At 42.4% G+C, this 23,915-nt stretch carries 23 protein-coding genes; 22 read left to right on the plus strand and 1 reads right to left on the minus strand.

The window, feature by feature from the left end; all coding sequences use genetic code 11:
• Window positions 1-101: 101 nt before the first annotated feature.
• Entirely contained in the window at window positions 102-1,370 is a 1,269-nt protein-coding gene (locus F0342_RS13195) for a replication-associated recombination protein A (protein ID WP_188048541.1), read from the minus strand.
• A gap of 217 nt (window positions 1,371-1,587) precedes the next feature.
• On the opposite strand from F0342_RS13195, the gene cymR reads away from it, so the two are divergent.
• The 22 genes from cymR to F0342_RS13305 all read left to right on the plus strand — a co-directional run bounded on the left by cymR (window position 1,588) and on the right by F0342_RS13305 (window position 23,849).
• Entirely contained in the window at window positions 1,588-2,007 is a 420-nt protein-coding gene (cymR, locus tag F0342_RS13200) for a cysteine metabolism transcriptional regulator CymR (RefSeq protein WP_149156376.1), read from the plus strand.
• Window positions 2,008-2,021: 14 nt separating this feature from the next.
• The gene (locus F0342_RS13205) at window positions 2,022-3,164 is read left to right on the plus strand and encodes a cysteine desulfurase family protein (RefSeq protein WP_149156377.1); all 1,143 of its coding nucleotides are present in this window, start codon (window positions 2,022-2,024) and stop codon (window positions 3,162-3,164) included.
• 47 nt (window positions 3,165-3,211) lie between these two features.
• Window positions 3,212-4,327: a tRNA 2-thiouridine(34) synthase MnmA gene (gene mnmA, locus F0342_RS13210; protein WP_149156378.1), complete on the plus strand. Its 1,116-nt coding sequence runs from the start codon at window positions 3,212-3,214 to the stop codon at window positions 4,325-4,327.
• Between the two features lie 183 nt (window positions 4,328-4,510).
• Window positions 4,511-5,182 carry a tetratricopeptide repeat protein gene (locus F0342_RS13215; protein WP_149156379.1) on the plus strand — a complete coding sequence of 224 codons (672 nt, stop codon included), beginning with the start codon at window positions 4,511-4,513 and terminating at the stop codon, window positions 5,180-5,182.
• 17 nt (window positions 5,183-5,199) lie between these two features.
• The gene (gene recD2 / locus F0342_RS13220) at window positions 5,200-7,593 is read left to right on the plus strand and encodes an SF1B family DNA helicase RecD2 (RefSeq protein ID WP_149156380.1); all 2,394 of its coding nucleotides are present in this window, start codon (window positions 5,200-5,202) and stop codon (window positions 7,591-7,593) included.
• A 921-nt stretch (window positions 7,594-8,514) separates the two neighbouring features.
• Window positions 8,515-9,111 (plus strand): biotin transporter BioY, encoded by a 597-nt coding sequence (locus F0342_RS13230; protein WP_149156382.1) that lies wholly within the window; start codon window positions 8,515-8,517, stop codon window positions 9,109-9,111.
• A 22-nt stretch (window positions 9,112-9,133) separates the two neighbouring features.
• Window positions 9,134-10,135: a biotin synthase BioB gene (bioB, locus tag F0342_RS13235; protein ID WP_149156383.1), complete on the plus strand. Its 1,002-nt coding sequence runs from the start codon at window positions 9,134-9,136 to the stop codon at window positions 10,133-10,135.
• Window positions 10,136-10,338: 203 nt separating this feature from the next.
• Window positions 10,339-10,524, plus strand: a complete 186-nt coding sequence (locus F0342_RS13240; RefSeq protein ID WP_034757353.1) for a hypothetical protein — start codon at window positions 10,339-10,341, stop codon at window positions 10,522-10,524.
• 6 nt (window positions 10,525-10,530) lie between these two features.
• Window positions 10,531-10,671, plus strand: coding sequence for a YrzQ family protein (locus F0342_RS13245; RefSeq protein ID WP_113971292.1), 141 nt, complete (start codon window positions 10,531-10,533; stop codon window positions 10,669-10,671).
• A 98-nt stretch (window positions 10,672-10,769) separates the two neighbouring features.
• Window positions 10,770-10,991: a hypothetical protein gene (locus F0342_RS25170; RefSeq protein ID WP_223145720.1), complete on the plus strand. Its 222-nt coding sequence runs from the start codon at window positions 10,770-10,772 to the stop codon at window positions 10,989-10,991.
• Window positions 10,992-11,041: 50 nt separating this feature from the next.
• On the plus strand, window positions 11,042-12,118 hold the full coding sequence (locus F0342_RS13250) for an AI-2E family transporter (RefSeq protein WP_149156384.1): 1,077 nt from the start codon (window positions 11,042-11,044) through the stop codon (window positions 12,116-12,118).
• A gap of 479 nt (window positions 12,119-12,597) precedes the next feature.
• On the plus strand, window positions 12,598-15,231 hold the full coding sequence (gene alaS, locus F0342_RS13255; protein WP_149156385.1) for an alanine--tRNA ligase: 2,634 nt from the start codon (window positions 12,598-12,600) through the stop codon (window positions 15,229-15,231).
• Between the two features lie 83 nt (window positions 15,232-15,314).
• On the plus strand, window positions 15,315-15,581 hold the full coding sequence (locus tag F0342_RS13260; protein ID WP_034757362.1) for an IreB family regulatory phosphoprotein: 267 nt from the start codon (window positions 15,315-15,317) through the stop codon (window positions 15,579-15,581).
• 3 nt (window positions 15,582-15,584) lie between these two features.
• The gene (gene ruvX / locus F0342_RS13265) at window positions 15,585-16,001 is read left to right on the plus strand and encodes a Holliday junction resolvase RuvX (RefSeq protein ID WP_148969767.1); all 417 of its coding nucleotides are present in this window, start codon (window positions 15,585-15,587) and stop codon (window positions 15,999-16,001) included.
• A 14-nt stretch (window positions 16,002-16,015) separates the two neighbouring features.
• On the plus strand, window positions 16,016-16,306 hold the full coding sequence (locus F0342_RS13270) for a DUF1292 domain-containing protein (RefSeq protein WP_044339564.1): 291 nt from the start codon (window positions 16,016-16,018) through the stop codon (window positions 16,304-16,306).
• A gap of 163 nt (window positions 16,307-16,469) precedes the next feature.
• Window positions 16,470-17,609: an endolytic transglycosylase MltG gene (gene mltG, locus F0342_RS13275; RefSeq protein ID WP_395940686.1), complete on the plus strand. Its 1,140-nt coding sequence runs from the start codon at window positions 16,470-16,472 to the stop codon at window positions 17,607-17,609.
• A 199-nt stretch (window positions 17,610-17,808) separates the two neighbouring features.
• Window positions 17,809-18,456: an O-methyltransferase gene (locus F0342_RS13280; RefSeq protein WP_149156386.1), complete on the plus strand. Its 648-nt coding sequence runs from the start codon at window positions 17,809-17,811 to the stop codon at window positions 18,454-18,456.
• Entirely contained in the window at window positions 18,453-19,382 is a 930-nt protein-coding gene (locus F0342_RS13285) for a peptidase U32 family protein (RefSeq protein ID WP_149156387.1), read from the plus strand. Before F0342_RS13280 ends, F0342_RS13285 begins: the two co-directional genes overlap by 4 nt.
• Before the next feature lie 37 nt (window positions 19,383-19,419).
• Window positions 19,420-20,697 carry a peptidase U32 family protein gene (locus F0342_RS13290; RefSeq protein ID WP_149156424.1) on the plus strand — a complete coding sequence of 426 codons (1,278 nt, stop codon included), beginning with the start codon at window positions 19,420-19,422 and terminating at the stop codon, window positions 20,695-20,697.
• A 5-nt stretch (window positions 20,698-20,702) separates the two neighbouring features.
• The gene (udk, locus tag F0342_RS13295; protein WP_044339568.1) at window positions 20,703-21,338 is read left to right on the plus strand and encodes a uridine kinase; all 636 of its coding nucleotides are present in this window, start codon (window positions 20,703-20,705) and stop codon (window positions 21,336-21,338) included.
• Window positions 21,339-21,515: 177 nt separating this feature from the next.
• Window positions 21,516-21,992 (plus strand): transcription elongation factor GreA, encoded by a 477-nt coding sequence (gene greA / locus F0342_RS13300; protein WP_148969762.1) that lies wholly within the window; start codon window positions 21,516-21,518, stop codon window positions 21,990-21,992.
• Window positions 21,993-22,091: 99 nt separating this feature from the next.
• Window positions 22,092-23,849, plus strand: a complete 1,758-nt coding sequence (locus F0342_RS13305; protein ID WP_149156388.1) for a peptidoglycan D,D-transpeptidase FtsI family protein — start codon at window positions 22,092-22,094, stop codon at window positions 23,847-23,849.
• The last annotated feature ends 66 nt before the right edge of the window (window positions 23,850-23,915 follow it).

Here is a 23,915-nt window from a genome sequence, read left to right on the forward strand (position 1 = left end):
CCCTCGAGGTCATAAGCTAAATTGGCCAAGAAGGCAAAGAACGCCTTCCCGGCCAATTCATCTTATGCTTGTCGGGGCTGAACGAGCCGCCTCCGCTTTTGTTATTTCATCTGCTTATTAATCTTCTCATACACCTGAGCAATCGCCTGTTCGAACTTGCCAGTCGATTTGGGAGTATAGTAATGAGCATTCTTAAGCTTATCTGGTAAATAGGTTTGCTGCACCCATCCCGATTCATAGCTATGTGGGTACTTGTATTCGATGCCTCTTCCCAGTTCTTTGGCACCTTGATAATGAGCATCCTTCAGGTGATCCGGAACCTCGCCGCTTTTTCCTTTACGGATATCACCGAGTGCCAGGTCGATGGCAGTGATCGCCGAGTTCGATTTAGGTGAGAGACATAGTTCGATGATCGCGTTGGCTAACGGGATTCTCGCTTCTGGAAATCCAATTTTCTCAGCAGTTTCGACTGCCGCCAATGTTCTTGGTCCCGCTTGGGGGTTGGCAAGGCCGATATCTTCATAGGCAATCACCAATAGTCTGCGTGCGATGCTCGGTAGATCTCCGGCTTCAACGAGTCTTCCTAGATAATGGAGTGCTGCATTCACATCACTTCCGCGAATCGATTTCTGAAATGCGCTTACGACATCATAATGGGCGTCACCGTCTTTATCGTGAGAAAAACTTTTCTTTTGCAGGCACTCTTCGGCGATATTGACATCAATAGAAATTACACCGTCCTCATTCGGTGAAGTGGACAAGACAGCCAGTTCCAATGCATTCAACGAACTCCTCACATCTCCAAAGCTACTGCTTGCAAAATGTTCAATCGCTTCGTCGGTTACATCAAGTGAATATCCACCTAATCCACGCTCTTCATCCTTTATGGCTCGATTCAAGGCGATTTTCATTTCTTCGATCGTAAGTGGCTTTAACTCGAAAATTTGGCATCTGCTTCTGATCGCTGGATTAATAGCGTGGTAGGGGTTGCTCGTCGTTGCCCCGATCAGTGTGATCATACCATTCTCCAAATAAGGAAGGAGAAAATCCTGCTTTCCTTTATCCAATCGATGCACCTCATCCAATAGAAGGATCACTTTTCCGGACATTTTGGCTTCTTCTGCAACGATTTGAATATCTTTTTTATTATTTGTTACGGCATTCAGGTTTTTAAATCGGTATTTCGTACTTCCGGCTATTGCGCTCGCGATGGACGTTTTTCCAATACCCGGTGGACCGTATAATATCATGGATGACAGCTGCTTTGCTTTTACCATCCTGTCTATGATTTTTCCTTCTCCAACTAAATGCTGTTGCCCGATGATTTCATCAATGGTCCTAGGTCTCATCTTAAAGGCAAGTGGTTTAATCGACATGAAACATCTCTCCAAACTGACGTTCTAGTTAAATTCACTTTATCATAGGAGGTTCTCATAAGGAAATATTGTGGCTGGGAAAGGGGGGAAGTGTATGAAGCTGCCCCTTTCACAGTCAGAGGGCGGATATGCTATAATAACAAAAGTCAATACAGAAGAATAATACGTCCCGATGAACGAGACGTTATTAAATATAGTAGAGGTGCTGGACATGAAGATATCAACTAAAGGCCGATACGGTTTAACGATTATGATTGAATTAGCAAAACGCCATGGTGAAGGGCCGACTTCACTGAAGACGATCGCACAGCAGCATGAGCTGTCGGAACATTATCTTGAACAACTGGTTGCTCCACTGCGAAATGGCGGTCTTGTTAGAAGTATCCGGGGGGCGTACGGTGGTTATGTGTTAGGACATGAGCCATCTGAAATCACAGCGGGAGATATTATCCGGATCCTTGAAGGGCCCATTAGCCCTGTAGAAGGAATTGAAGACGAAGAACCGGCAAAGCGCGAGCTATGGATCCGGATCCGGGATGCCGTTAGAGAAGTGCTCGATAATACAACGATAGAAGATTTAGCCAGTCATTCAGATGACGGTGAATCAGATGCGTACATGTTCTATATCTAGGAGGTAACGAAAAAATGGAAAGAGTGTACCTGGATCATGCTGCAACGTCTCCCATGCATCCTGAAGTAATTGAAGAAATGATTTCAGTGATGAAGAAGTCCTTTGGTAATCCATCGAGCATTCATTCATTTGGACGTGCATCACGACATCTTGTCGACCGCGCACGTACCATCATCGCTCAAAGTATTCATGCCGATTACAATGACATCATTTTTACAAGCGGTGGAACTGAAGCGGATAATTTAGCTATTATCGGTTCAGCCGAGGGGAATAAAGGAAAAGGAAATCATATCATTACGACACAAACCGAGCATCATGCTGTTTTACATGCGTGTGAATTTCTTGAATCCCAAGGGTTTGAGGTGACTTATCTGTCAGTAGACCGAACGGGCAGGATATCGGTGGAGGAACTGCAAAGGGAACTTCGCGACGATACGATCCTTGTTACGATTATGTTTGGGAATAATGAAGTAGGAACGATCCAGCCGATTAAAGAAATTGGACAGCTTCTTCAAAAACATCAAGCATATTTTCATACAGATGCTGTACAAGCGTTTGGTTTAACGCACATTGACGTGAAAGAACTTGGAATCGATTTGCTTTCGGTTTCGGGTCATAAAATAAATGGTCCTAAAGGAATAGGCTTTCTTTATTCAAACAAAAACGTGGAACTTCAGCCTGGATTATATGGTGGAGAACAGGAAAGAAAGCGCCGTGCAGGTACAGAAAACGTTCCGGCGATTGTTGGTCTTGGAAAGGCTGTAGAAATTGCTCAAAAAGCCATTGAAGAGAAGAGTTCTCAGTACTCTCGTTTCAAGGTTTTATTGAAAGAGACCCTAGCCGGAGCCGGCATTGATTTTGAGGAGAACGGATCTCTTGAGTATGGATTGCCCCATGTGCTAAACTTAAGCTTTCCCGGCACGGATGTAGAGTCCATGCTGGTGAATTTAGATATGTCAGGTATCGCTGTATCAAGCGGTTCTGCTTGTACGGCTGGATCTATAGAGCCTTCACATGTTCTGGTCGCGATGTTTGGCAAACAGTCAGGGAATTCAAGGAACTCCATCCGCTTCAGCTTTGGTCAGGGAAATACGGATGAGCAGATTGTCTGGACTGCCCATGAAGTCGCAAAGATCGTGAAGCGATTAACAACTTAAGAAAGTCGTCTGAAAAGGGCGATTGAACGAATAAGGAGGTGGCGTTAGTGAAAAAAGAACCAAAGGATACGAGAGTGGTCGTTGGGATGTCTGGTGGAGTAGACTCTTCTGTGGCCGCATTATTGTTAAAGCAACAAGGCTATGAAGTCATCGGGATTTTCATGAAAAACTGGGATGATACCGATGAAAATGGGTTTTGTACCGCAACAGAAGATTACAACGATGTGATTCGGGTATGTAACCAAATTGGTATTCCTTACTACGCTGTGAATTTTGAAAAACAATACTGGGATAAAGTGTTTACGTATTTCCTGGATGAATATAAAGCGGGAAGAACACCAAACCCGGATGTGATGTGTAATAAAGAAATTAAGTTCAAAGCCTTCCTTGATCATGCACTGAAACTTGGTGCAGATTATCTGGCAACCGGCCACTATGCACAGGTTGAATACCGTGATGGAGAATACAAGATGCTCCGAGGTGTTGACAACAATAAGGATCAAACGTACTTCCTCAATCAATTAGGGCAGGAGCAACTTGAAAAAGTGATGTTCCCCCTAGGCGGCATCGATAAGAAAAAGGTTAGGGAAATTGCTAAGGAAGCGGGCCTTGCGACTGCTGCCAAGAAAGACAGTACGGGGATTTGCTTCATCGGTGAACGCAACTTCAAAGATTTCTTAAGCAACTACTTACCTGCCCAACCGGGAACGATGGAAACATTAGACGGTAAAGTGATGGGAAAACACGATGGATTGATGTACTATACGATTGGCCAACGCCATGGACTGGGTATAGGTGGGGCCGGAGAGCCTTGGTTCGCCATCGGTAAGGACCTTGAAAGAAACGTGCTCTATGTAGGTCAAAGCTTCGAACATCCTGCCCTTTATTCAGATTCCATTCTCGCAACGGATGTTCACTGGACCTCAAATGGTGAGAAACCAGCTGAATTCGCCTGCTCGGCAAAATTCCGTTACCGTCAGGATGATAACAACGTAACGGTCATTCCTTTGGAAGATGGTAAGGTGAAAGTCATTTTTGACGAGCCTATCCGTGCCGTAACACCAGGACAAGCGGTTGTTTTCTACAACGGTGATGAGTGTCTGGGTGGAGGAACGATCGATACCATTTATAAAGATGAGAAAAAACTTACGTATGTAGGTTAAGACTGACGATGACCACAAAAAGGACTGAGAAGAAGAGATGAACAACCTCTCTTCTCTCAGTCCTTTTTCATCATTGATGGATATCAATATTGAGAGTACCTTATGTTATACTAGAAGCGATACGCGGGAAGAACCTTACTCAACTTGCATACATAAATCAAAACAATATAGAGGTGTTTTTAATTGGATAAGAATTTAAAAGGAATTGAGTTATTACAAGAAGGAAAAGTAGAAGAGGCTGTGAAGCTTTTTACAGAAGCCATCGAAGAAAAACCTAAGGATCCTGTCGGATATATTAATTTCGGGAACGTATTGATGTCGGTTGGAGACAATGATAAGGCTAAGAAGTTTTTCGAACGGGCGATCTCGATCGACGACAATGCTGGGGCAGCATACTATTCCCTGGGGAACCTGTACTTTAATGAAAATAACTTTGATGAAGCAAAGGATCAGTTTGAAAAAGCTGTTTCGAAAGGAATGGAAAATGCCGACGTTTACTTCATGCTTGGAGTCAGTTTGTTCCAATTAGAGCAGACGAGACTAGCTCTTCCTTACTTACAACGAAGTGTCGAACTGAATGAAGCGGACACTGAGGCACGCTTCCAGTTAGGTCTATGCTTAGCGAAGGTTGAAGCATACGAAGAAGCGATTGCGCAATTATCTCAAGTAGTGGAAGCAGACCCAACTCACGCAGATGCTTACTACAACTTAGGGGTTGCCTATGCAGGCCATAAGGATGATGCAGATACGGCACTGATGTATTTCAACAAAGCAATTGAAGTTCAACCAGATCATATGCTGGCGGGCTACGGCATCAAGATGATCGAAAAGCTGAAAAATGAACAAAGTGAATAGTTAGGAGGTTCACTGATTTGAGCCAGCAAGATTCTTTAAAGCTGTTTGGTGAGGAAGAAATCTATATAAAAGGAAGGCACCTTGTCACGATTTTTCATAATGAGGAAAATCTCTATACCGTCGTCCGGATCCGGGTGGACGAAACGAATGATTCTTATGAAGATAAAGAAGCGGTTGTAACCGGGAATTTTCCTAAGATTCATGAAGATGAGACCTACGTGTTTTACGGGAGGTTTCAAGATCACCCAAAGTTTGGCATGCAGTTTCATGCAAAGCATTTCAAGAAAGAAATCCCACAAACCACACAAGGTGTCGTCCATTATTTATCAAGTGATTTATTTAAAGGAATCGGGAAGAAAACAGCTGAGAAGATAGTGGAGCATATCGGGGAAAACGCCATCACCAAAATACTCGAAAATCCAAGCCTCCTGGATGAAATTCCAAAGCTTCCAAAGGAAAAGGCGAAAAGTATTTATGATACGCTTTCCGAGCATCAAGGCTTGGAGCGGGTCATGATCATGCTGAATGATCTGGGGTTTGGACCCCAAATTTCCATGAAGGTCTATCAAGCCTATAAAGAGCAGGCACTTGAAATCATTCAAAATAATCCCTATAAGCTCGTGGAAGACATTGAAGGAATCGGCTTTACCCGGGCCGATGAGATCGGGGCTAAGATTGGTTTGACTGGCAGTCATCCTGACCGGATCAAAGCAGGCTGTTTATACACCCTTGAGCAAACCTGTGTGAAGCAGGGCCATGTTTTTCTCGAAGTAGAAGAACTCATTGTAACGGTGAAGGAGCTCCTTGAGAAGAGTCAGCCCGAAAATGTCGATTACACTGAAATATCCAGTCAATTGGTTTCCTTGGAGGAAGAGGGTAAAGTCATTGGAGAAGGCACAAAGGTGTATGTTCCTTCTCTTTACTTCTCTGAAAAGGGGATCGTGACGAACATTGAAAAGATTTTGTCTCAAACCCAATATAAAGATCAATTTCCTCAATCCGAATTTCTTCTGTCACTTGGAGCACTAGAGGACCGACTGGGAGTTCAATACGCACCTTCCCAAAAAGAAGCCATCGAAACAGCGTTAATGTCACCAATGCTTCTGTTAACCGGAGGACCCGGAACCGGTAAGACGACCGTCATTCAGGGGATTGTCGAGCTGTTTGCTGATCTCCATGGCTGCTCCTTGGATCCCAAGGATTACAAAGATGAACCCTTTCCTGTTTTACTGACAGCTCCGACTGGTCGAGCGGCAAAGCGCATGACAGAATCCACCGGCCTCCCTGCCATGACGATTCACCGTCTTTTAGGCTGGAACGGTCAAGAAGGATTTCAGAGTGATGAAGAACGGGCGATTGAAGGTAAATTGTTAATTGTGGATGAAGTGTCCATGGTCGACACATGGCTTGCTCATCAATTATTGAAGGCTCTGCCAGAGGATATTCAAGTAATATTTGTCGGGGATGAGGATCAATTACCGTCTGTCGGTCCTGGCCAGGTACTAAAGGACCTATTGAAATCAGAAGTGGTACCAACTGTTAGATTAACGGATATTTATAGACAGGAAGAGGGCTCTTCCATTATTGAACTTGCTCACTATATGAAAAGGGGCCAGGTTCCTGCAGATCTGACCAAACAGCAAAAGGATCGATCCTTCTTCCCATGCAGAACCAATCAAATATCCGATGTCGTTCAAAAAGTTGTTGAGAACGCGAAGAAAAAAGGGTACTCCCCAAAGGATATACAGGTCCTTGCTCCTATGTATCGAGGCCCTGCAGGTATCGATCGATTGAATGAACTCCTTCAGGAAATCTTCAATAGCAATGACGGTACGCGGAAAGAGATCGCATTTGGAGATGTGAAATATCGTATTGGGGATAAGGTTCTTCAGTTGGTCAATCAGCCTGAAAACAATGTTTTCAACGGAGATATCGGTGAAATCGTCTCAATCTTTTATGCAAAGGAAAACACCGAGAAGCAAGATATGATCATTGTTTCATATGAAGGTAATGAGGTCACCTATACCAGGCAGGATCTCGTGCAAATTACCCATGCGTATTGCTGCTCGATCCATAAGTCACAAGGAAGTGAGTTTCCCATTGTGATTTTACCCGTCGTGAAAAGCTATTATCGGATGCTGAGAAGAAATCTTCTATACACTGCCATCACCAGGAGCAAGCAATTCCTCATTCTTTGTGGAGAACTTGATGCTTTTACCCTTGGAGTGGAGAGAGAAGATGATTTTCTCCGCAAAACAACCCTAAGCGAAAAACTGAGAAGCTTAACCGGTGCTGAAGAGAACACGGCAGTCTCTCCTGAAAAAGGATTACCCATTGAAGAAATCTTGATGAATGAGGATCCAATGATTGGAATGGAAGGCATCAGCCCCTATGATTTCATGAAAGCATAAGGTCAACGAATGAATATTTCTCCTGCTGAAATTATTCATTCGTTGACCTTTTTCTATATACTCCTTTGGGATCTCTCCCACTGATTATGTTCAGTCGTCAAAAGGAGTAAATTTTTCTTTTGAATGAGTGGTAGTCTGAAAATATAGACCGTTCCTTTCCGCTCCAGGCACTTGCTTTCCGCGGGGAGGAAGTCAAGCCTCCTCGGGCTTTTGCCCTGTGGGGTCTCGACCTTTCCTCTATTTCCCGCAGGAGTCAAGTGCCTTCCGCTACAATCCACTCTGTGCTACTACATTGTTTCTGCCTATAAGTATAGGTAAATAAATTATCTACAAAAGAATAAAAAAAATTTATTTTAACTCATAATTTGGAAGAGCATTGAACTTACTTTCAAATGGTTAAACAATTCCTTTGATTGGTCCATGTATGGTACAAATGTTAACTGCAGGATTAGCTAAATCCTTTCCTTGAATGCTAAAAAAATAGGATCGAAAATAATCTTATCTGTAGATATTCTTTTTTGCTCCGCGTTAAATAACCTCTAGTGAAGGGCAGTGGTCGATTTTCAATTGTGTACTGAAATTCTGTTTTCTATAGATTGATTTCGTCACTTTTAAGCTCTGTCACAAGATTTTCTTATAGATGGTGAGGGGAACTGCGTAGACTCCTGCGGAAGTACGGACGTGCAGAGACCCCTTTCGGCTAAGCTGAGGAGGCTCGGCCGAACGCTAGCTGCAAGCGGAGCGGTTCCCCTCACCATCGACAGAGCCCAAGCAGATCTTCTGTTAAAAAAGATCAACAATCTTTGCGAAAAGAGCCTATTGATAACAATTAATGTTAACTTAAAATAAAATTAAGTTGACATATATTTAAAGAAAGCGATATCCTTATCTTGTAGAAAAAAGACAGATGGGGGAAGACAGATGAACAGAAAATTAAGGACAATCGATCTTACACTGGCAGGGATGTTTGTTGCACTTATGGCGATAGGTGCCAACATCACGACATTCGTACCTTTTATGGTAGTGGGCGGTGTTCCCATTACGTTACAAACGTTCTTCGCCATTTTAGCTGGAGCGATCCTTGGAAGCAGGGTCGGGGCGATTTCCATGACAGTGTACGCACTGGTAGGATTAGTGGGTGTTCCTGTATTTGCACGATTTGGAGCAGGGTTATCCTCTATTGTGAGCCCGACATTCGGATTTATCGTTTCGTTTATTTTCACAGCTTACATTACAGGTAAAATCGTAGAAAAACATAAAGGTGTAAAGGTCTACATTTTCGCAGCACTAGTCGGGATGGCGGTCAATTATGTGGTCGGTACAAACTGGATGTACGCAGCTTACAAGCTTTGGGCTGCAGCTCCTGAAGGATTTACATATAAACTTGCATGGGCCTGGATGGTGGTTCCTTTACCGAAGGATATCATATTAGCCGTGTGTGCTGGAATAATGGCTCATCGTCTGGAGAAATCGGTCCTATCTAAGAGTACATTTAAGAATATAAATAGAGCGGCTTAAACTAAAGGGGGAGGAATATCATATGAAAACATGGAAGGAAATGGCACTTGGAGTAATCGAGGGAGAAGAAATCACAAATGAAGAAGCTTTATCGATTTTACAAAGTCCGGATGACGAGCTTCTGGAATTATTGCATAGCGCTTATCTTATTCGAAAACATTATTATGGGAACAAAGTGAAATTAAATATGATCATCAATACGAAATCAGGTTTATGCCCTGAAAACTGCGGCTACTGTTCACAGTCCATTGTTTCAAATGCTCCGATCGAAAAATATCGCATGGTGGATAAAGAAACCATTCTAAAAGGAGCTGAAAATGCTCATCAGCTAAATGTGGGAACATATTGTATTGTGGCGAGTGGAAGGGGACCGAGCAATCGTGAAGTCGATCATGTGGTTTCAGCAGTAAAGGAAATCAAAGAGCAATATAACTTAAAAGTATGTGCTTGTTTAGGCTTATTAAAAGACGATCAGGCGAAACGGTTAAAAGAAGCAGGGGTGGATCGTTATAACCATAACATCAATACTTCAGAGAACCATCATGAAAACATCACCACCTCCCATACATATGAAGACAGGGTGAATACCGTTGAACAAGCCAAAGCACAAGGAATTTCTCCCTGTTCCGGAATCATTGTCGGCATGAAAGAGACATTGCAGGATGTGGTTGATATGTCCCGCAGCTTAAAGGTGCTGGATGCCGACTCCATTCCAGTGAACTTTTTACATGCCATAGATGGTACACCTCTTGAGGGAACAAATGACCTCGATCCGAGGTATTGTTTAAAAGTCCTTTGTTTAATGCGCTTCATCAACCCGACAAAAGAGATCCGTATTTCAGGAGGACGGGAAGTGAATCTGCGCAGTTTACAGCCACTGGGACTTTATCCAGCCAACTCGATTTTTGTTGGTGATTACTTAACGACAGCCGGTCAGGAAGGGACAGCAGATCATCAAATGCTTGAAGACCTGGGGTTTGAGGTTGATTACGTGAAGGAAGTAAGTGAGCAGGTAACATCATGAAAATGAAATAAATAAATTTAGGTGGGTGCTTTGGAAAAGGTTACTCCTTATGAAATCAAGAAAATATCCCACACTATATAAGAACGGTGATCAAACATCGTTTGGGCGGATATTCTCATTGAACAAGTATATAATCAGCTCGGATTGGTCATGATGGTAGGGAATACACACCAGGTTTGGTGTAATAGAGGTGAACCTTACCGATGAAGTGTCCAAATTGTCAGAGCAAAGATATCGGAAAGATCGGCATCAACCAATATTATTGTTGGGGTTGCTATATAGAGCTTTCCTTGTCAAAGGGAGTCATTCATACTCATCAAGTGGAAGAGGATGGATCACTGAGCTCCTTAGACGACTTGTTTGATGAGGAAGAACGCCGACTAAGCTAGGAAGAGGTGTCTTTCTTGAACAAAACATTTGCATCCATCGTTGGTTTTGGAGCAGGAATCGCTGCTTCTATCTATTCTCAAAGATCCAATATGATGAACCAAAGACAAATGAAACGAATTCGTAAACAAGTAAAGAAACTTTTTTAACAGCTAAAAAGGCTGACTTTCGGGTCAGTCTTTTTTTATTTTCTTGGTTATTTATATGAAGAGAACTTAAATATTTAGAAAGAATCACTAAATCTTTATTGAAATCGCCAGCTGCTATTTGGATTTCAGCGGAATTTTTGCTTTATCAGCGAAACTTCACTTTTATCAGCGATATTCCCAATATATCAGCGAAATCTCAGTTTTATCAGCGGAATATCAATAATATCAGCGAAAAGACTTTCGCTCCTTCCGTCCCCAACGATTTAATGTCGGGTATGCCCAAGCCGCCAACCACGGTTTTGTTTCTGTCCAATGAATAAAAAACCCTCCTACATTCCAACACTAGGAAAGAAAGAAGGAGGTGGTGATGATGGAAAAGCGACCCTATGCCAAATGGTTGTACCGACTTTCAATTGCTCTTATTCTTGCTTTATTCCTATATATTCTCTATTTATTAAAGCCAGTATGGCATCCGGTCCTGGAAGTATTGTTCTTTTCGCTCCTTCCCTTCTTGATAGGGGGATTCATTGCCTATTTGCTTCATCCTATAGTAGAAAAAATCCATGAGGCGGGCATTCATAGAGGAATAGCAATCATGCTCATCTACATCCTTTTCTTCGGAGGATTAGGATACGCGGTCTATAAGGGAACTCCAATCATCATACATCAGTTGAAAGATTTATCAGAGAATGCGCCACTATTTACAAAACAGTACCAGAAGTGGCTGGACTATGTACAAAGCGAGACCTCCACTTGGCCTGACGGAATACAATCTCAATTAGAGGAAAGAATTGACGGGATCGAAGCCTGGTTGACGGGGCTTGTCGCAGTCGTTCTGGCCACTGTGATGAAGTTTATGAACAGCTTGCTGCTTGTTGCGATCATTCCCTTCGTATCCTTTTATTTATTAAAGGATATTACGAAAGTGAAAAAATTTCTGTGGCAGCTCACTCCTAACAAATGGAGGAAGAGCGCGATTTCATTCTCAAAGGATGTGGATGAATCGCTGGGAGGCTATATCCGGGGACAGCTTTTAGTTTGTTTGCTCATTGGGGGACTTTCTGCATTAACACTCTGGTTGATCGGTATGAAATATCCTTTGATCCTCGGATTGATCATTGGAGTAACCAATGTAATACCTTATTTCGGACCGATTATCGGAGCCGTTCCTGCTGCCATTGTGGCAAGTACGATCTCTGTCAATATGATGATATATGTCGTCATCATGGTCATAGTACTCCAATTCTTGGAGGGGAATATCTTATCGCCCCTCATTGTCGGAAAAAGCCTTCATATGCATCCACTGTTTATTATGGCTGCCCTTATCCTAGGTGGTGAAGTAGGGGGTGTGATCGGAATGATTGTTGCAGTACCTTTTTTAGCTGTGGTAAAAGTAGCGATTTTACATGGCCGAACCCATTTCATTCATGCAACAGGGGAAGATTAACTGAAAAAATAAGAATCAACATTGACAAATACAGTGAATATTTCTATAATCCAACATATACAAGTATTCGTATAAAATGAAAGCTATGAAGGATCGAGTACGTTATAGCCCATCTATCAGAGAGGAATCCCCCAGGCTGTAAGGGATTTTAGATGAAGGATAACCGAATGCTAATCCTGAGTGCAGGTAAAGCCTGCCGTCTATCCGCGTTAAGGTGTTTTGAGGGATGAATAAAAGAAAAGCGGAAGGGCTTTGCTAAGGGGCGACAAGTATAAGCGAATCTGCAAGAAGGCGTTTTTTGCCTTTTTGGTAGATTTGACTTATGACCTCGAGCCTCTAAGCCCTGGAGCTAGACAAAAACTGTCTTTTCTTTATTCATAACCAGGGTGGTACCGCGAGAATAGCTCTCGTCCCTGTTTTAGGGATGAGGGCTTTTTTGTATTCTTTTTTAACCATACATATAAAGGAGGAAGCTTTAAATGAACAAATTAACAGGTGCAGAAATTCGCCAGAAGTTTTTAGATTTCTTTCAGGAAAAAGGACACGGGGTGGAACCAAGTGCTTCATTGGTTCCGCATGAGGATCCGTCCCTTTTATGGATCAATAGTGGGGTAGCTACATTAAAGAAATATTTTGATGGACGTGTCATCCCTCAAAATCCAAGGATCGTGAATGCCCAAAAGTCGATTCGGACCAATGATATTGAAAACGTAGGGAAAACAGCACGCCATCACACGTTTTTCGAAATGCTTGGAAACTTCTCGATCGGAGAATATTTTAAAGTAGAAGCGATTGAATGGGCTTGGGAATTTTTGACCGACGCGAAATGGGTCGGCTTTGATCCCGAGAAGCTTTCCGTTACCATTCACCCCGAAGATCATGAAGCATTTGACATCTGGAACAAAAAAGTAGGAGTACCGGCAGAACGAATCATTCGCATCGAAGGGAACTTCTGGGATATCGGGGAAGGTCCAAGTGGCCCGAATACAGAAATCTTCTATGATCGTGGGCCGGAATATGGGAACAATCCAGAAGACCCTGAATTATATCCGGGTGGAGAGAATGATCGTTATCTTGAGGTATGGAACCTTGTGTTCTCACAATTCAATCATAACCCTGACGGAACGTACACTCCGCTTCCTAAGAAGAATATTGATACCGGTATGGGACTTGAACGTATGGCATGTGTCGTTCAGGAAGTATCTACAAACTTTGATACTGATTTATTTATGCCGATCATTTCAGCTACAGAAGAAATTTCCGGTAAGTCCTACGGTAAAGACAATGACATCGACGTAGCGTTCAAGGTCATCGCCGATCATATCAGAACGGTTTCCTTCGCGATCGGTGACGGAGCTCTTCCTTCCAATGAGGGCCGCGGCTATGTATTAAGAAGACTGCTTCGCCGTGCGGTTCGATTTGCGAAACAAATTGAAATCAACCGTCCATTCATGTATGAATTGGTGCCGGTTGTTTCTGGAATTATGGTTGATTTCTATCCGGAAGTGAAGCAAAAAGCAGAATTCATCCAAAAAGTAGTGAAAAATGAAGAAGACCGCTTCCACGAAACATTGAACGAGGGGCTAGCTATTCTTTCTTCCATCATCAAGGTACAAAAGTCTGCAGGTAACAAGATCATTCCTGGTGAGGATGTCTTCCGTTTGTATGATACGTACGGATTCCCGGTTGAATTAACGGAAGAATATGCAGAAGAAGAAGGATTAACAGTTGATCATGATGGTTTTGAAAGAGAAATGGAAGCTCAGCGTGAAAGAGCGAGATCGGCTCGCCAGGATGTAGGAAGCATGCAGGTGCAGGGTGGAGTCCTTAGTGACATCACGGTAGAAAGTCGCTTTGTAGGGTATGACACTTTAGAAACGACTGCTACTGTTCTTGAACTGTTGGTTGACAATGAACGTCAGCCGAGAGTTGATAAAGGACAGGAATGTCAATTCATTCTGGACCAGACACCTTTCTATGCAGAGAGCGGCGGACAAATCGGGGATAAAGGGTACATTGAAGCTATGGGTGTGAAAGTTTTGGTGACAAACGTCAAGAAAGCGCCTAATGGCCAAAACCTTCACTCTGCCATCATTGAAGAGGGGACGTTAGAGCAAGAGGCTCAGGTGCTTGCGAAAGTGTCCCGTGAATCCAGAACAAGAGTGGAGAAAAATCACACAGCTACACACATTCTTCATCAGGCATTGAAAGATGTACTTGGAGAACATGTAAACCAGGCAGGTTCTTTAGTGGAACCAGATCGCCTGCGATTCGACTTCTCTCATTTCGGTTCTGTTTCCCAGGAAGAAATTGAGCGAATCGAAACCATCGTCAATGAGAAGGTTTGGAAGGCTATTTCAGTTAACACAGCTCTTAAATCATTATCAGAGGCAAAAGCCATGGGAGCGATGGCTTTATTCGGAGAAAAATACGGCGAAGAGGTTCGCGTTGTATCGATCGGAGAATATAGCTTAGAGCTATGTGGTGGTTGTCATGTTTCGAACACGTCTGAAATCGGGTTATTTAAGATTCTTTCAGAAAGTGGAATCGGAGCAGGTACAAGAAGGATCGAAGCTGTTACAGCGGAGAATGCTTACAAAGTGTTGAACGATCAGGTTACTCAACTGAAGGAAGTAGCAGGCAAACTTAAAGCGAATCCTAAAGAAGTCGTCAATCGGATTGACTCTTTATTAGTAGAAATGAAAGAGCTTCAGAGAGAAAATGAATCATTATCCGCAAAGTTGTCAAACATAGAAGCAGGTAGCTTAACGGATCAAGTCAAAGTCATTGACGGAGTGAATGTTCTTTCCGCGAAAGTGGCTGTAGGAGATAGCAATGGATTACGTACAATGATGGATGATCTTAAACAGAAATTGGGCTCCGGTGTTATTGTATTGGCAACTACTGGTGACGATAAAGTTACGATCATTGCAGGAGTTACGAAGGACTTAGTCGAAAAGGGTTATCATGCTGGAAAACTTGTTAAAGAAGTAGCTTCACGCTGTGGTGGAGGAGGCGGTGGCCGTCCGGACATGGCTCAAGCTGGGGGTAAACACCCGGAAAAAGTAGAAGAAGCCCTGCAAATTGTAGAAGAATGGGTCAAATCCATTTAACTCCGTGTGAAAGTGGTGTACAATGTAGGTAACGATTAACAATTCGGTTGTCAAAAAGACAAGCCTAAAGAGAGGTGCTAAAAATGAGTTCTTTTGACAAAACGATGCGGTTTGATTTTTCAGAGGAGCCGTTCGAACATGACGTGAAGGAAGTACTCCTGCAAGTTCATGATGCTCTTCAAGAAAAAGGGTACAACCCGATCAATCAAATCGTAGGGTACTTATTATCTGGAGATCCTGCTTACATTCCTAGACATCAAGATGCCAGAAATATCATACGTCGTTTAGAGCGTGATGAGATCATCGAAGAATTAGTCAAATCGTATTTGAAACAGCATAAAGAGGGATAATACATGCGTGTAATGGGTTTAGACGTCGGCTCTAAAACAGTGGGAGTCGCAATTAGCGATGAGCTTGGTTGGACCGCTCAAGGAATTGAAACGATTAAGATTGACGAAGATCAAGGTGTGTTCCGGATCGACCGATTAAAGGAACTTGCCGAAGAGTACCAGGTGGATACAGTTGTAGTCGGATTGCCTAAAAATATGAACAACTCTATTGGTCCCCGGGGGGAAGCGTCTAAAGCTTATGGAGAATTAATTCAGCAAGAGTTATCCCTTCCCGTTAAATACTGGGATGAACGACTGAGTACAATGGCAGCGGAACGAGTCCTTTTAGAAGCCGATGTAAGTAGGAAGAAACGTAAGAAAGTAATTGATAAAATGGCTGCGATGATGATCCTTCAAGGATATCTTGACAGCCAAAAATAATGAGGTGAATGTTCATGGAACACGGAGAAAAACAAATTACAGTAGTTGACGAACAAGGAAATGAACAATTATGCGAGGTTCTTTTCACGTTTGAATCAGATAAATTCAATAAATCATATGTTCTTTACTATCCACTAGGAGCAGATGAAAACGACGAAGAAGAAATTGAAATTCACGCTTCTGCTTTCCTTCCGGGAGACGAAGGTCAAGAAGGCGAATTAAAGCCGATTGAAACTGAAGAAGAGTGGGACATGATCGAAGAAATGTTAAACACTTTCTTAGACGAAGAAGAAGACGCAGAATAAGCAATAAGCTATAGTTCATAAGAACAGGGACCGCAAAAAGGGACAAAAAATTCACCTTTTTGCAGGTCCCTGTTTCACTTTGTGCAAAATATTGTATAATAGTGGAGATGATGTCGAATTACCTTTAACGGATATCCCGCTTTTTTGCTCGAAAGGGGGAAATATAGCTTTGGAAAAGAACAGAAATATAAAAGAAACACTTATGAAAAAACTGCTTGAAAGACAAGAGGAGGCAAAGGTCATTAGAAAAATAGTAGGACTTGTCATTCTTTGTCTTGTCATCATTATTGGAGGAACGGCCATCGGTGGGTACCTTTACGTAAATTCAGCATTAAAACCCGTGGATCCGGACAATACGAAACCAGTAAAAGTCGAAATACCTATAGGCTCTGGAGTGACATCCATCGGGAACATTCTGGAGGAAGAGGGAATCGTCAAGAATTCCACTGTCTTTAAGTACTATGTGAAATTTAACAATGAATCAGGTTTTCAGGCAGGATCTTATGACTTGACCCCTTCCATGACATTAAATGAAATTGTTAATAGCTTAAAAACAGGTAAGGTAATGAGAAAAGCAGAATTTAAGATTACCATACCTGAGGGACTGCAATTAGATCAAATTGCTGAGCTTATTGCTGATAAATCCCCATACAAAAAAGAAGAAATTGTCAATAAATTAAATGATAAGAAATGGCTCGAGCAATTAAAACAGGAATATCCGGCATTGATAACTGATGAAATATTTAAAAAAGAAATCAAACGTCCTTTGGAAGGATATCTCTATCCTGCGACGTACCCTTTTTATGAGAAAAAGCCTTCTTTAGAAGCGATATTAACGAAGATGATTGCCCAAACGAACGAAGTCCTCGCTCAAAATGAGGGAGCGATGTCAGATAGGGAATACACGGCCCATGAGCTTCTTACGTTATCTTCCCTCATTGAAGAAGAAGCAACAGAAAAAGCAGACAGAGGAAAAATCTCAAGTGTCTTCTATAATCGTATTGAGGAAGGTATGCCTCTCCAAACCGATCCTACAGTGCTTTATGCATTAGGTAAACACAAAAAAAGAACCGTCTACAAAGATCTTGAAGTGGATTCACCTTATAACACATATAAAGTGAAGGGGTTACCGCCAGGTCCGATCGCGAATGCAGGTGTGTCTTCGATTGAAGCGGCTTTGGAACCGGAAGAAACAGAGTATTACTATTTCCTGGCTTCTGCCAATGGATCCGTTTATTATTCTGAAACATTAGAGGAGCATAACGAGAAAAAGGCGAAGTACATTACAAACAAAGAAGAATAGAGCGGTGATAAGAGGAAAGAAATATTCGCTTTCCTCTTATCTATGTGGTAAAATAGTACAAGTTATTTTTATATACGGGCGATATCTTTATGAAGATGTGTGTTAAGTAGAAAGCTCATTGTAGCTTTCTTCTTTTCATGTTGTCTGAGAATGGATCGTTACCCGGGACCACTTATGAACATGATCGTGAGGCTTATTTATGAATGAACAGGTTATTCACTATATAGAATCAATCGTGAAAGAACGTTCCCCGTTACTTGCTGAGATGGAGCAATATGCAGAAGCTCATAACGTACCGATTATGGAGCTGGTAGGGATTGAAGCATTGCTGGGGATGTTACGTATACAACAACCGAAGCGCATCTTGGAAATTGGGACTGCCATTGGGTATTCCGCTTTCAGAATGGCTGAGGCTCTTCCTAAATCGACAATCGTTACCCTTGAACGTGACCAAGAAAGGTTCGACGCAGCGCAGAGCTTTCTGTCTCGTTCTGAGATTGGAAAGAGGGTCGTAACTTTATTCGGTGATGCCTTGGAGCTCGGCGAAGAAGTGGAAAAGCACGGTCCTTTTGATGCCATATTTATAGATGCCGCTAAGGGACAATACCTTAAATTCTTTGAACTCTACTCTGAAATGCTATCAGAAGAAGGGGTCGTCTACTCGGATAATGTCCTGTTTAAGGGACTTGTCGCCCAAGAAGAGGTAGAACAGAAAAGAATTCGGAACATGGTCAAAAAATTAAAGAATTATAATAAATGGCTCATGAATCATGGGCAATTTGATACGAGTATTTTACCCGTTGGAGACGGCATTGCCATAAGTAAAAAAAGAGGTGATCGCTCATGAAAAAACCAGAATTACTCGTGACCCCTGTCTCTGTTTCTGATATCGAAACGTTAGCACTGGCGGGAGCGGATGCGTTTATGATCGGTGAACAAAGGTATGGCTTAAGGCTTGCAGGAGAGTTTTCAAGAGAAGATGTAGCGGAAGCGATCAAAGCTGCTCACAAACACGGTAAAAAAGTGTATGTAGCCATGAACGCCCTTTTCCACAATGATAAAATTTCTGAACTTGACGACTATATTGCATTTCTTCAAGAAGCTGGCGCGGATGCGGTCGTGTTCGGTGACCCTGCTGTGCTAATGGCTGCCCGTGAAGTGGCACCGGATATGTTGCTTCATTGGAACACGGAAACGACCGCCACCAATTGGTATACGTGTAATTATTGGGGGAGAAAAGGGGCGAAACGCGCTGTTCTGGCCAGGGAATTAAGCATGGATACCATCGTGGAGATGAAAGAGAATGCAGAAGTTGAAATCGAGGTCCAGGTCCACGGAATGACTTGCATGTTCCAATCAAAACGCTCATTACTAGGTAATTATTTTGAGTATAGAGGCAAGGCGATGGAGATTGAAAACCGTAAAGAACAACGTAATATGTTCCTGCACGATGAAGAACGTCATAATAAATACCCAATCTATGAAGATGAGAACGGCACTCATATTATGAGTCCGAATGATATGTGCATTGTTGATGAACTGGGTGAAATGATCGAAGCCGGCATTGATTCCTTCAAAATCGATGGGGTCCAGAAATCATCAGACTATATATTAAAAGTGACGAAACTATATCGTAAAGCCATTGATCTATGTGTAGAAGACGAAGTACAATATGACGAGCAAAAAGACGGATTTTTAGAAGAAGCGAAAAGCCTTCAACCTGAAAATCGTCCATTGGATACTGGATTTTTCTTTAAAGAAACGGTGTATTAAGAACGAAATGAAGATTGATCAGAACGGAGGAGTTACGATGACCACTGTTGTGAAAAAACCCATATCCAAGATAGTAGATGGAAGACGTGTCATTGTGAAGAAACCTGAGTTACTGGCTCCTGCCGGTAATCTGGAAAAATTGAAGATAGCTGTCCATTACGGTGCAGATGCAGTTTATATTGGCGGACAGGAATACGGCCTGCGCTCAAATGCCGGGAATTTCACCTTCGAACAAATGAAAGAGGGCGTGGATTTTGCGAGAAGTTATGGCGCAAAGATTTATGTAACAACCAACATCTATGCCCATAATGAGAATATGGATGGTCTTGAAGACTACTTACGTGGACTTCAGGAGGCGGGAGTCGCGGGGATTATTGTAGCTGATCCACTCATCATAGAAACATGCAGAAGAGTCGCACCAAATGTGGAAGTGCATTTAAGTACCCAGCAGTCCCTTTCAAACTGGAAAGCAGTCCAGTTCTGGAAGGAAGAAGGACTTGACCGAGTGGTATTGGCACGTGAAGCGAGCGGCGACGAAATCCGTGAAATGAAAGAAAAGGTAGATATTGAAATCGAGACCTTTATCCATGGGGCCATGTGTATTGCCTACTCCGGCCGCTGCACATTAAGTAACCATATGACGGCCCGTGACTCAAATCGTGGCGGTTGCTGTCAATCATGCCGTTGGGATTACGATTTATATGAAGTCGACGGAGAAAATGAAAATCCTCTTTACGACAATGGTGATGCACCATTTGCCATGAGCCCGAAAGATTTGAAGCTGGTTGAATCGATTCCGAGAATGATTGAATTGGGCATTGACAGCCTGAAAATCGAGGGACGTATGAAGTCCATTCACTACGTAGCCACTGTCGTAAGCGTATACCGTAAAGTGATTGACGAATACTGTAAAGATCCCGATAACTTTACGATTCAGCAAGAATGGCTGGAAGAGCTTGATAAATGTGCAAATCGTGAAACAGCTCCAGCGTTCTTTGAGGGAGTTCCAGGCTTCAAAGAGCAAATGTTTGGTGTTCATAATAAGAAAAACACAAATTATGAATTTGTCGGACTTGTGTTAGATTACGACGAAGAAACACAAATTGTCACCCTGCAACAAAGAAACCATTTTAAAATAGGACAAGAAGTAGAATTTTTCGGTCCTGAGATCTCAAACTTTACGCAAGTTGTGGAGAAGATGTGGGATGAAAAAGGAAATGAGCTAGATGTTGCACGTCACCCATTACAAATTGTGAAATTCAAGGTTCATCAGAGAGTATATCCTGATAACATGATGCGAAAGGAGAATACCTAATACTTATGAAGCATAAACCCGTTGTGATTGGTGTAGCAGGAGGATCCGGCTCAGGTAAAACTAGTGTTACCAAAGCCATATATGAACAATTTCAAGGTCATTCGATTTTAATGCTGCAGCAGGATTATTATTATAAAGATCAATCGAATCTACCTTTTGAGGAACGCCTAAAAACGAATTATGATCATCCATTAGCATTTGATAATGATCTATTAATTCAACATCTGCACGGTCTACTAGATCATCAACCTGTAAATAAACCGGTCTATGATTATAAAATGCACACCCGTTCTGACGACACCATCCTCGTTGAACCGAAAGATGTTATTATTTTAGAAGGAATTTTAGTATTAGAAGATGAAAGATTGCGTAACTTAATGGATATTAAGCTATATGTAGATACAGATGCTGATCTTCGCATCATCAGAAGAATGCTTCGCGATATTAAAGAGCGGGGACGTTCCATTGATTCCGTCATTGATCAATACATTACAGTTGTTCGTCCTATGCATAATCAGTTTATTGAACCGACGAAGCGATATGCTGACGTGATCATTCCAGAAGGTGGTCATAATCACGTGGCAATCGATTTAATGGTCACAAAAATTCAAACTATTCTTGAACAAAAGTCATTTTTGTAATACGATAGCATAGATAAAGACATACAGGTAGATTTTGCATTTTCCCACATTGTAAAGAAGCAGGGAATGGAGAGAGAATGAATTCTCTCTCCATTCCCTACCTTTACATAACTAGCAAATGACATTTACATAAAGAGTATGGGAAACTCTTAGATAGAAGAAGGAGTGAAGAGGGTCATGAGTACAGATAAAGTATTTCCGATGACAGCAGAAGGTAAAGAGAAGTTAGAAAAAGAACTGGAGAATTTGAAAACGGTTAAACGTAAAGAAGTCGTTGAGCGTATTAAAATCGCCCGAAGCTTTGGAGATTTATCCGAGAACTCAGAGTACGACGCAGCCAAAGATGAACAAGCATTTGTTGAAGGTCGTATTTCCACTTTAGAAAACATGATTCGCAATGCGAAAATCATTCAAGAAGATGATATGAACTCAGATACAGTACAATTGGGTAAAAAAGTAACGTTCGTTGAACTGCCGGACGGAGACAAAGAAACATACACAATCGTTGGTAGTGCAGAAGCGGATCCATTTGAAGGGAAAATTTCAAATGATTCACCTATCGCGAAAAGCCTTCTTGGTCATAAAGTAGGCGCGAAAGTAAGCGTTCAAACTCCAGGTGGAGAAATGAATGTGAAGATTGTAGAAGTAAGCTGATCATGTAGAAGGGGCTCATTAGCGAGTCTCTTCTTTTTTTATGCTGTGAATAAGATTATTTCACATAAAACTCGTCAACAATGGGGACGAGGTGACAATATGAAGCGAAAACGAATCAGGTTGCTCAGTATCTTTTTATTACTTGCTCTTTTTGCGCTAGCAGCTAGACTGATGCAATTGCAATTATTCCAAACAGAATCCTATTCGAAACATCAAATCAATCTTCTCGAAGAAAGTGTATCTCAACGAACGCAACAATTGGTGATCGATGAAGGCAGGGGAGAATTTCTCGATAGGAACGGGGAACCACTTACGTATACGGAGAAAAATGTTCTTGTTCTTTTTCCTTTCCTGAAGAAATTGGACTGGCCTGCAGAAAAAGTGGCAGATATTCTTCATGTACCACCTCAAACAATCCTATCAAAGCTAGAGGAAGCGAAAGGGCCGATCATCTTTGGCGGAAAAGAACCACTACAGCTGACGGAAAGCCAAATGAGTGACATTAATTCCCTTGAAATCCAAGGAGTCTTTGCACTCACAAAAAAGTTTAAAAGCATCGAAGTCCCTGCTTCTCAGTTGATCGGCGTAACAGGAGAAAATACAGAGGTGTTTCATGAGCGTTATCCTGATAAAGTAAAAGGAGCGAATCAGAAAATTGGCGTGTCCGGCCTTCAAGAAAGCTTTGACGAGTGGCTGGTCGCAGAGGAAGAAGCAAAGCTGATCTATCATGTGGATGCCATCGGTGGTCCGCTTTTCGGTGTAGACGTGAAATACCTGGCCCCTGCCAATCCCTTCTACCCCCTTAATGTGAAAACGACAATCGATGCCAGGATGCAGCAAGCATTGGAAGAAGTCGCCGATACGTATAACATTCAAAAGGGAGGATTACTGCTCCTTGATATTGAAAAAAGTGAAATCGTTGCCAGCGTATCAAGACCTTCGATGAAAAGCCGAGACCCGTTTAGTGGGGGGGCAACGAACTACATGCTGAAAGCGTTGATCCCCGGATCCGTATTTAAGACCGTTGTCGCCGCTGCAGCCATGGACGAAGGGATTGTGGATGAAAGCAGGTTGTTTGCATGTGATGAAGATATTCTAGGTGGTCCTGCGGAAAAACCCCATGGGAACATTAATATTAAAACGAGTATCGCTGTCAGCTGTAACCGAACGTTTGCGGATTTGGCGAATGAACTAACGGAGAAGGATAACCATCTTCTTGATGAGTATGCTGAAAAGATCGGCTTGATTGGAGACATTGCGTGGAAAGGAAACGTCTTTCATTATGAAAGCTTTCCTCAGCTTCCAGTGAGTGAAGGAAGGATTTTCGCGAATGAAGAACACAGAAATGAACCAAAACTTGTTTCTCAAACAGGCATTGGACAACAAGAAGTTCGAGTCACCCCCCTTGGAATGGTTAATATGATGGCCACTATCGCCAGGGGAGGGGAAAAATATCAGGTTAGTGCCGTATCTGCAGTCGAGTACCAAAACGGAACAAAGATGTTTTCCTTCCCCAAACAGGAGGCTAAGGGTGAAACAATCACTCCATATACGGCCATGAAGCTTCAGCAGTACTTAAGAGGAGTAGTAAATTCTCCCGAGGGGACGGCTCCCTATTTACAAACAGCAGCCTACCCCATTGCCGGTAAAACGGGGACGGCCCAAACAGGGAATTATCGTGGAGAAAAAACGAAGGAAAATGAATTATACAATAAATGGTTCGCCGGATATTTCCCCTTTGAAAATCCCAAATACTCCCTCGTTGCCGTCAACATGGATGTGAAGATCAGTGAGGGTGGGATCTACCCGATTTTCAAAGATAGCGTAGATGCCATTTATAATCTTGAGAATAATTAACCCTGATGTACAATGGTCCTGCGACCTTTTTCCCTTTCTTATGAAAGTAGATAAAACCAACTGAGA

Source organism: Bacillus sp. CH30_1T (assembly GCF_008364765.1).
In the GTDB taxonomy this organism is placed as follows: Bacteria; Bacillota; Bacilli; order Bacillales; family Bacillaceae_B; genus Rossellomorea.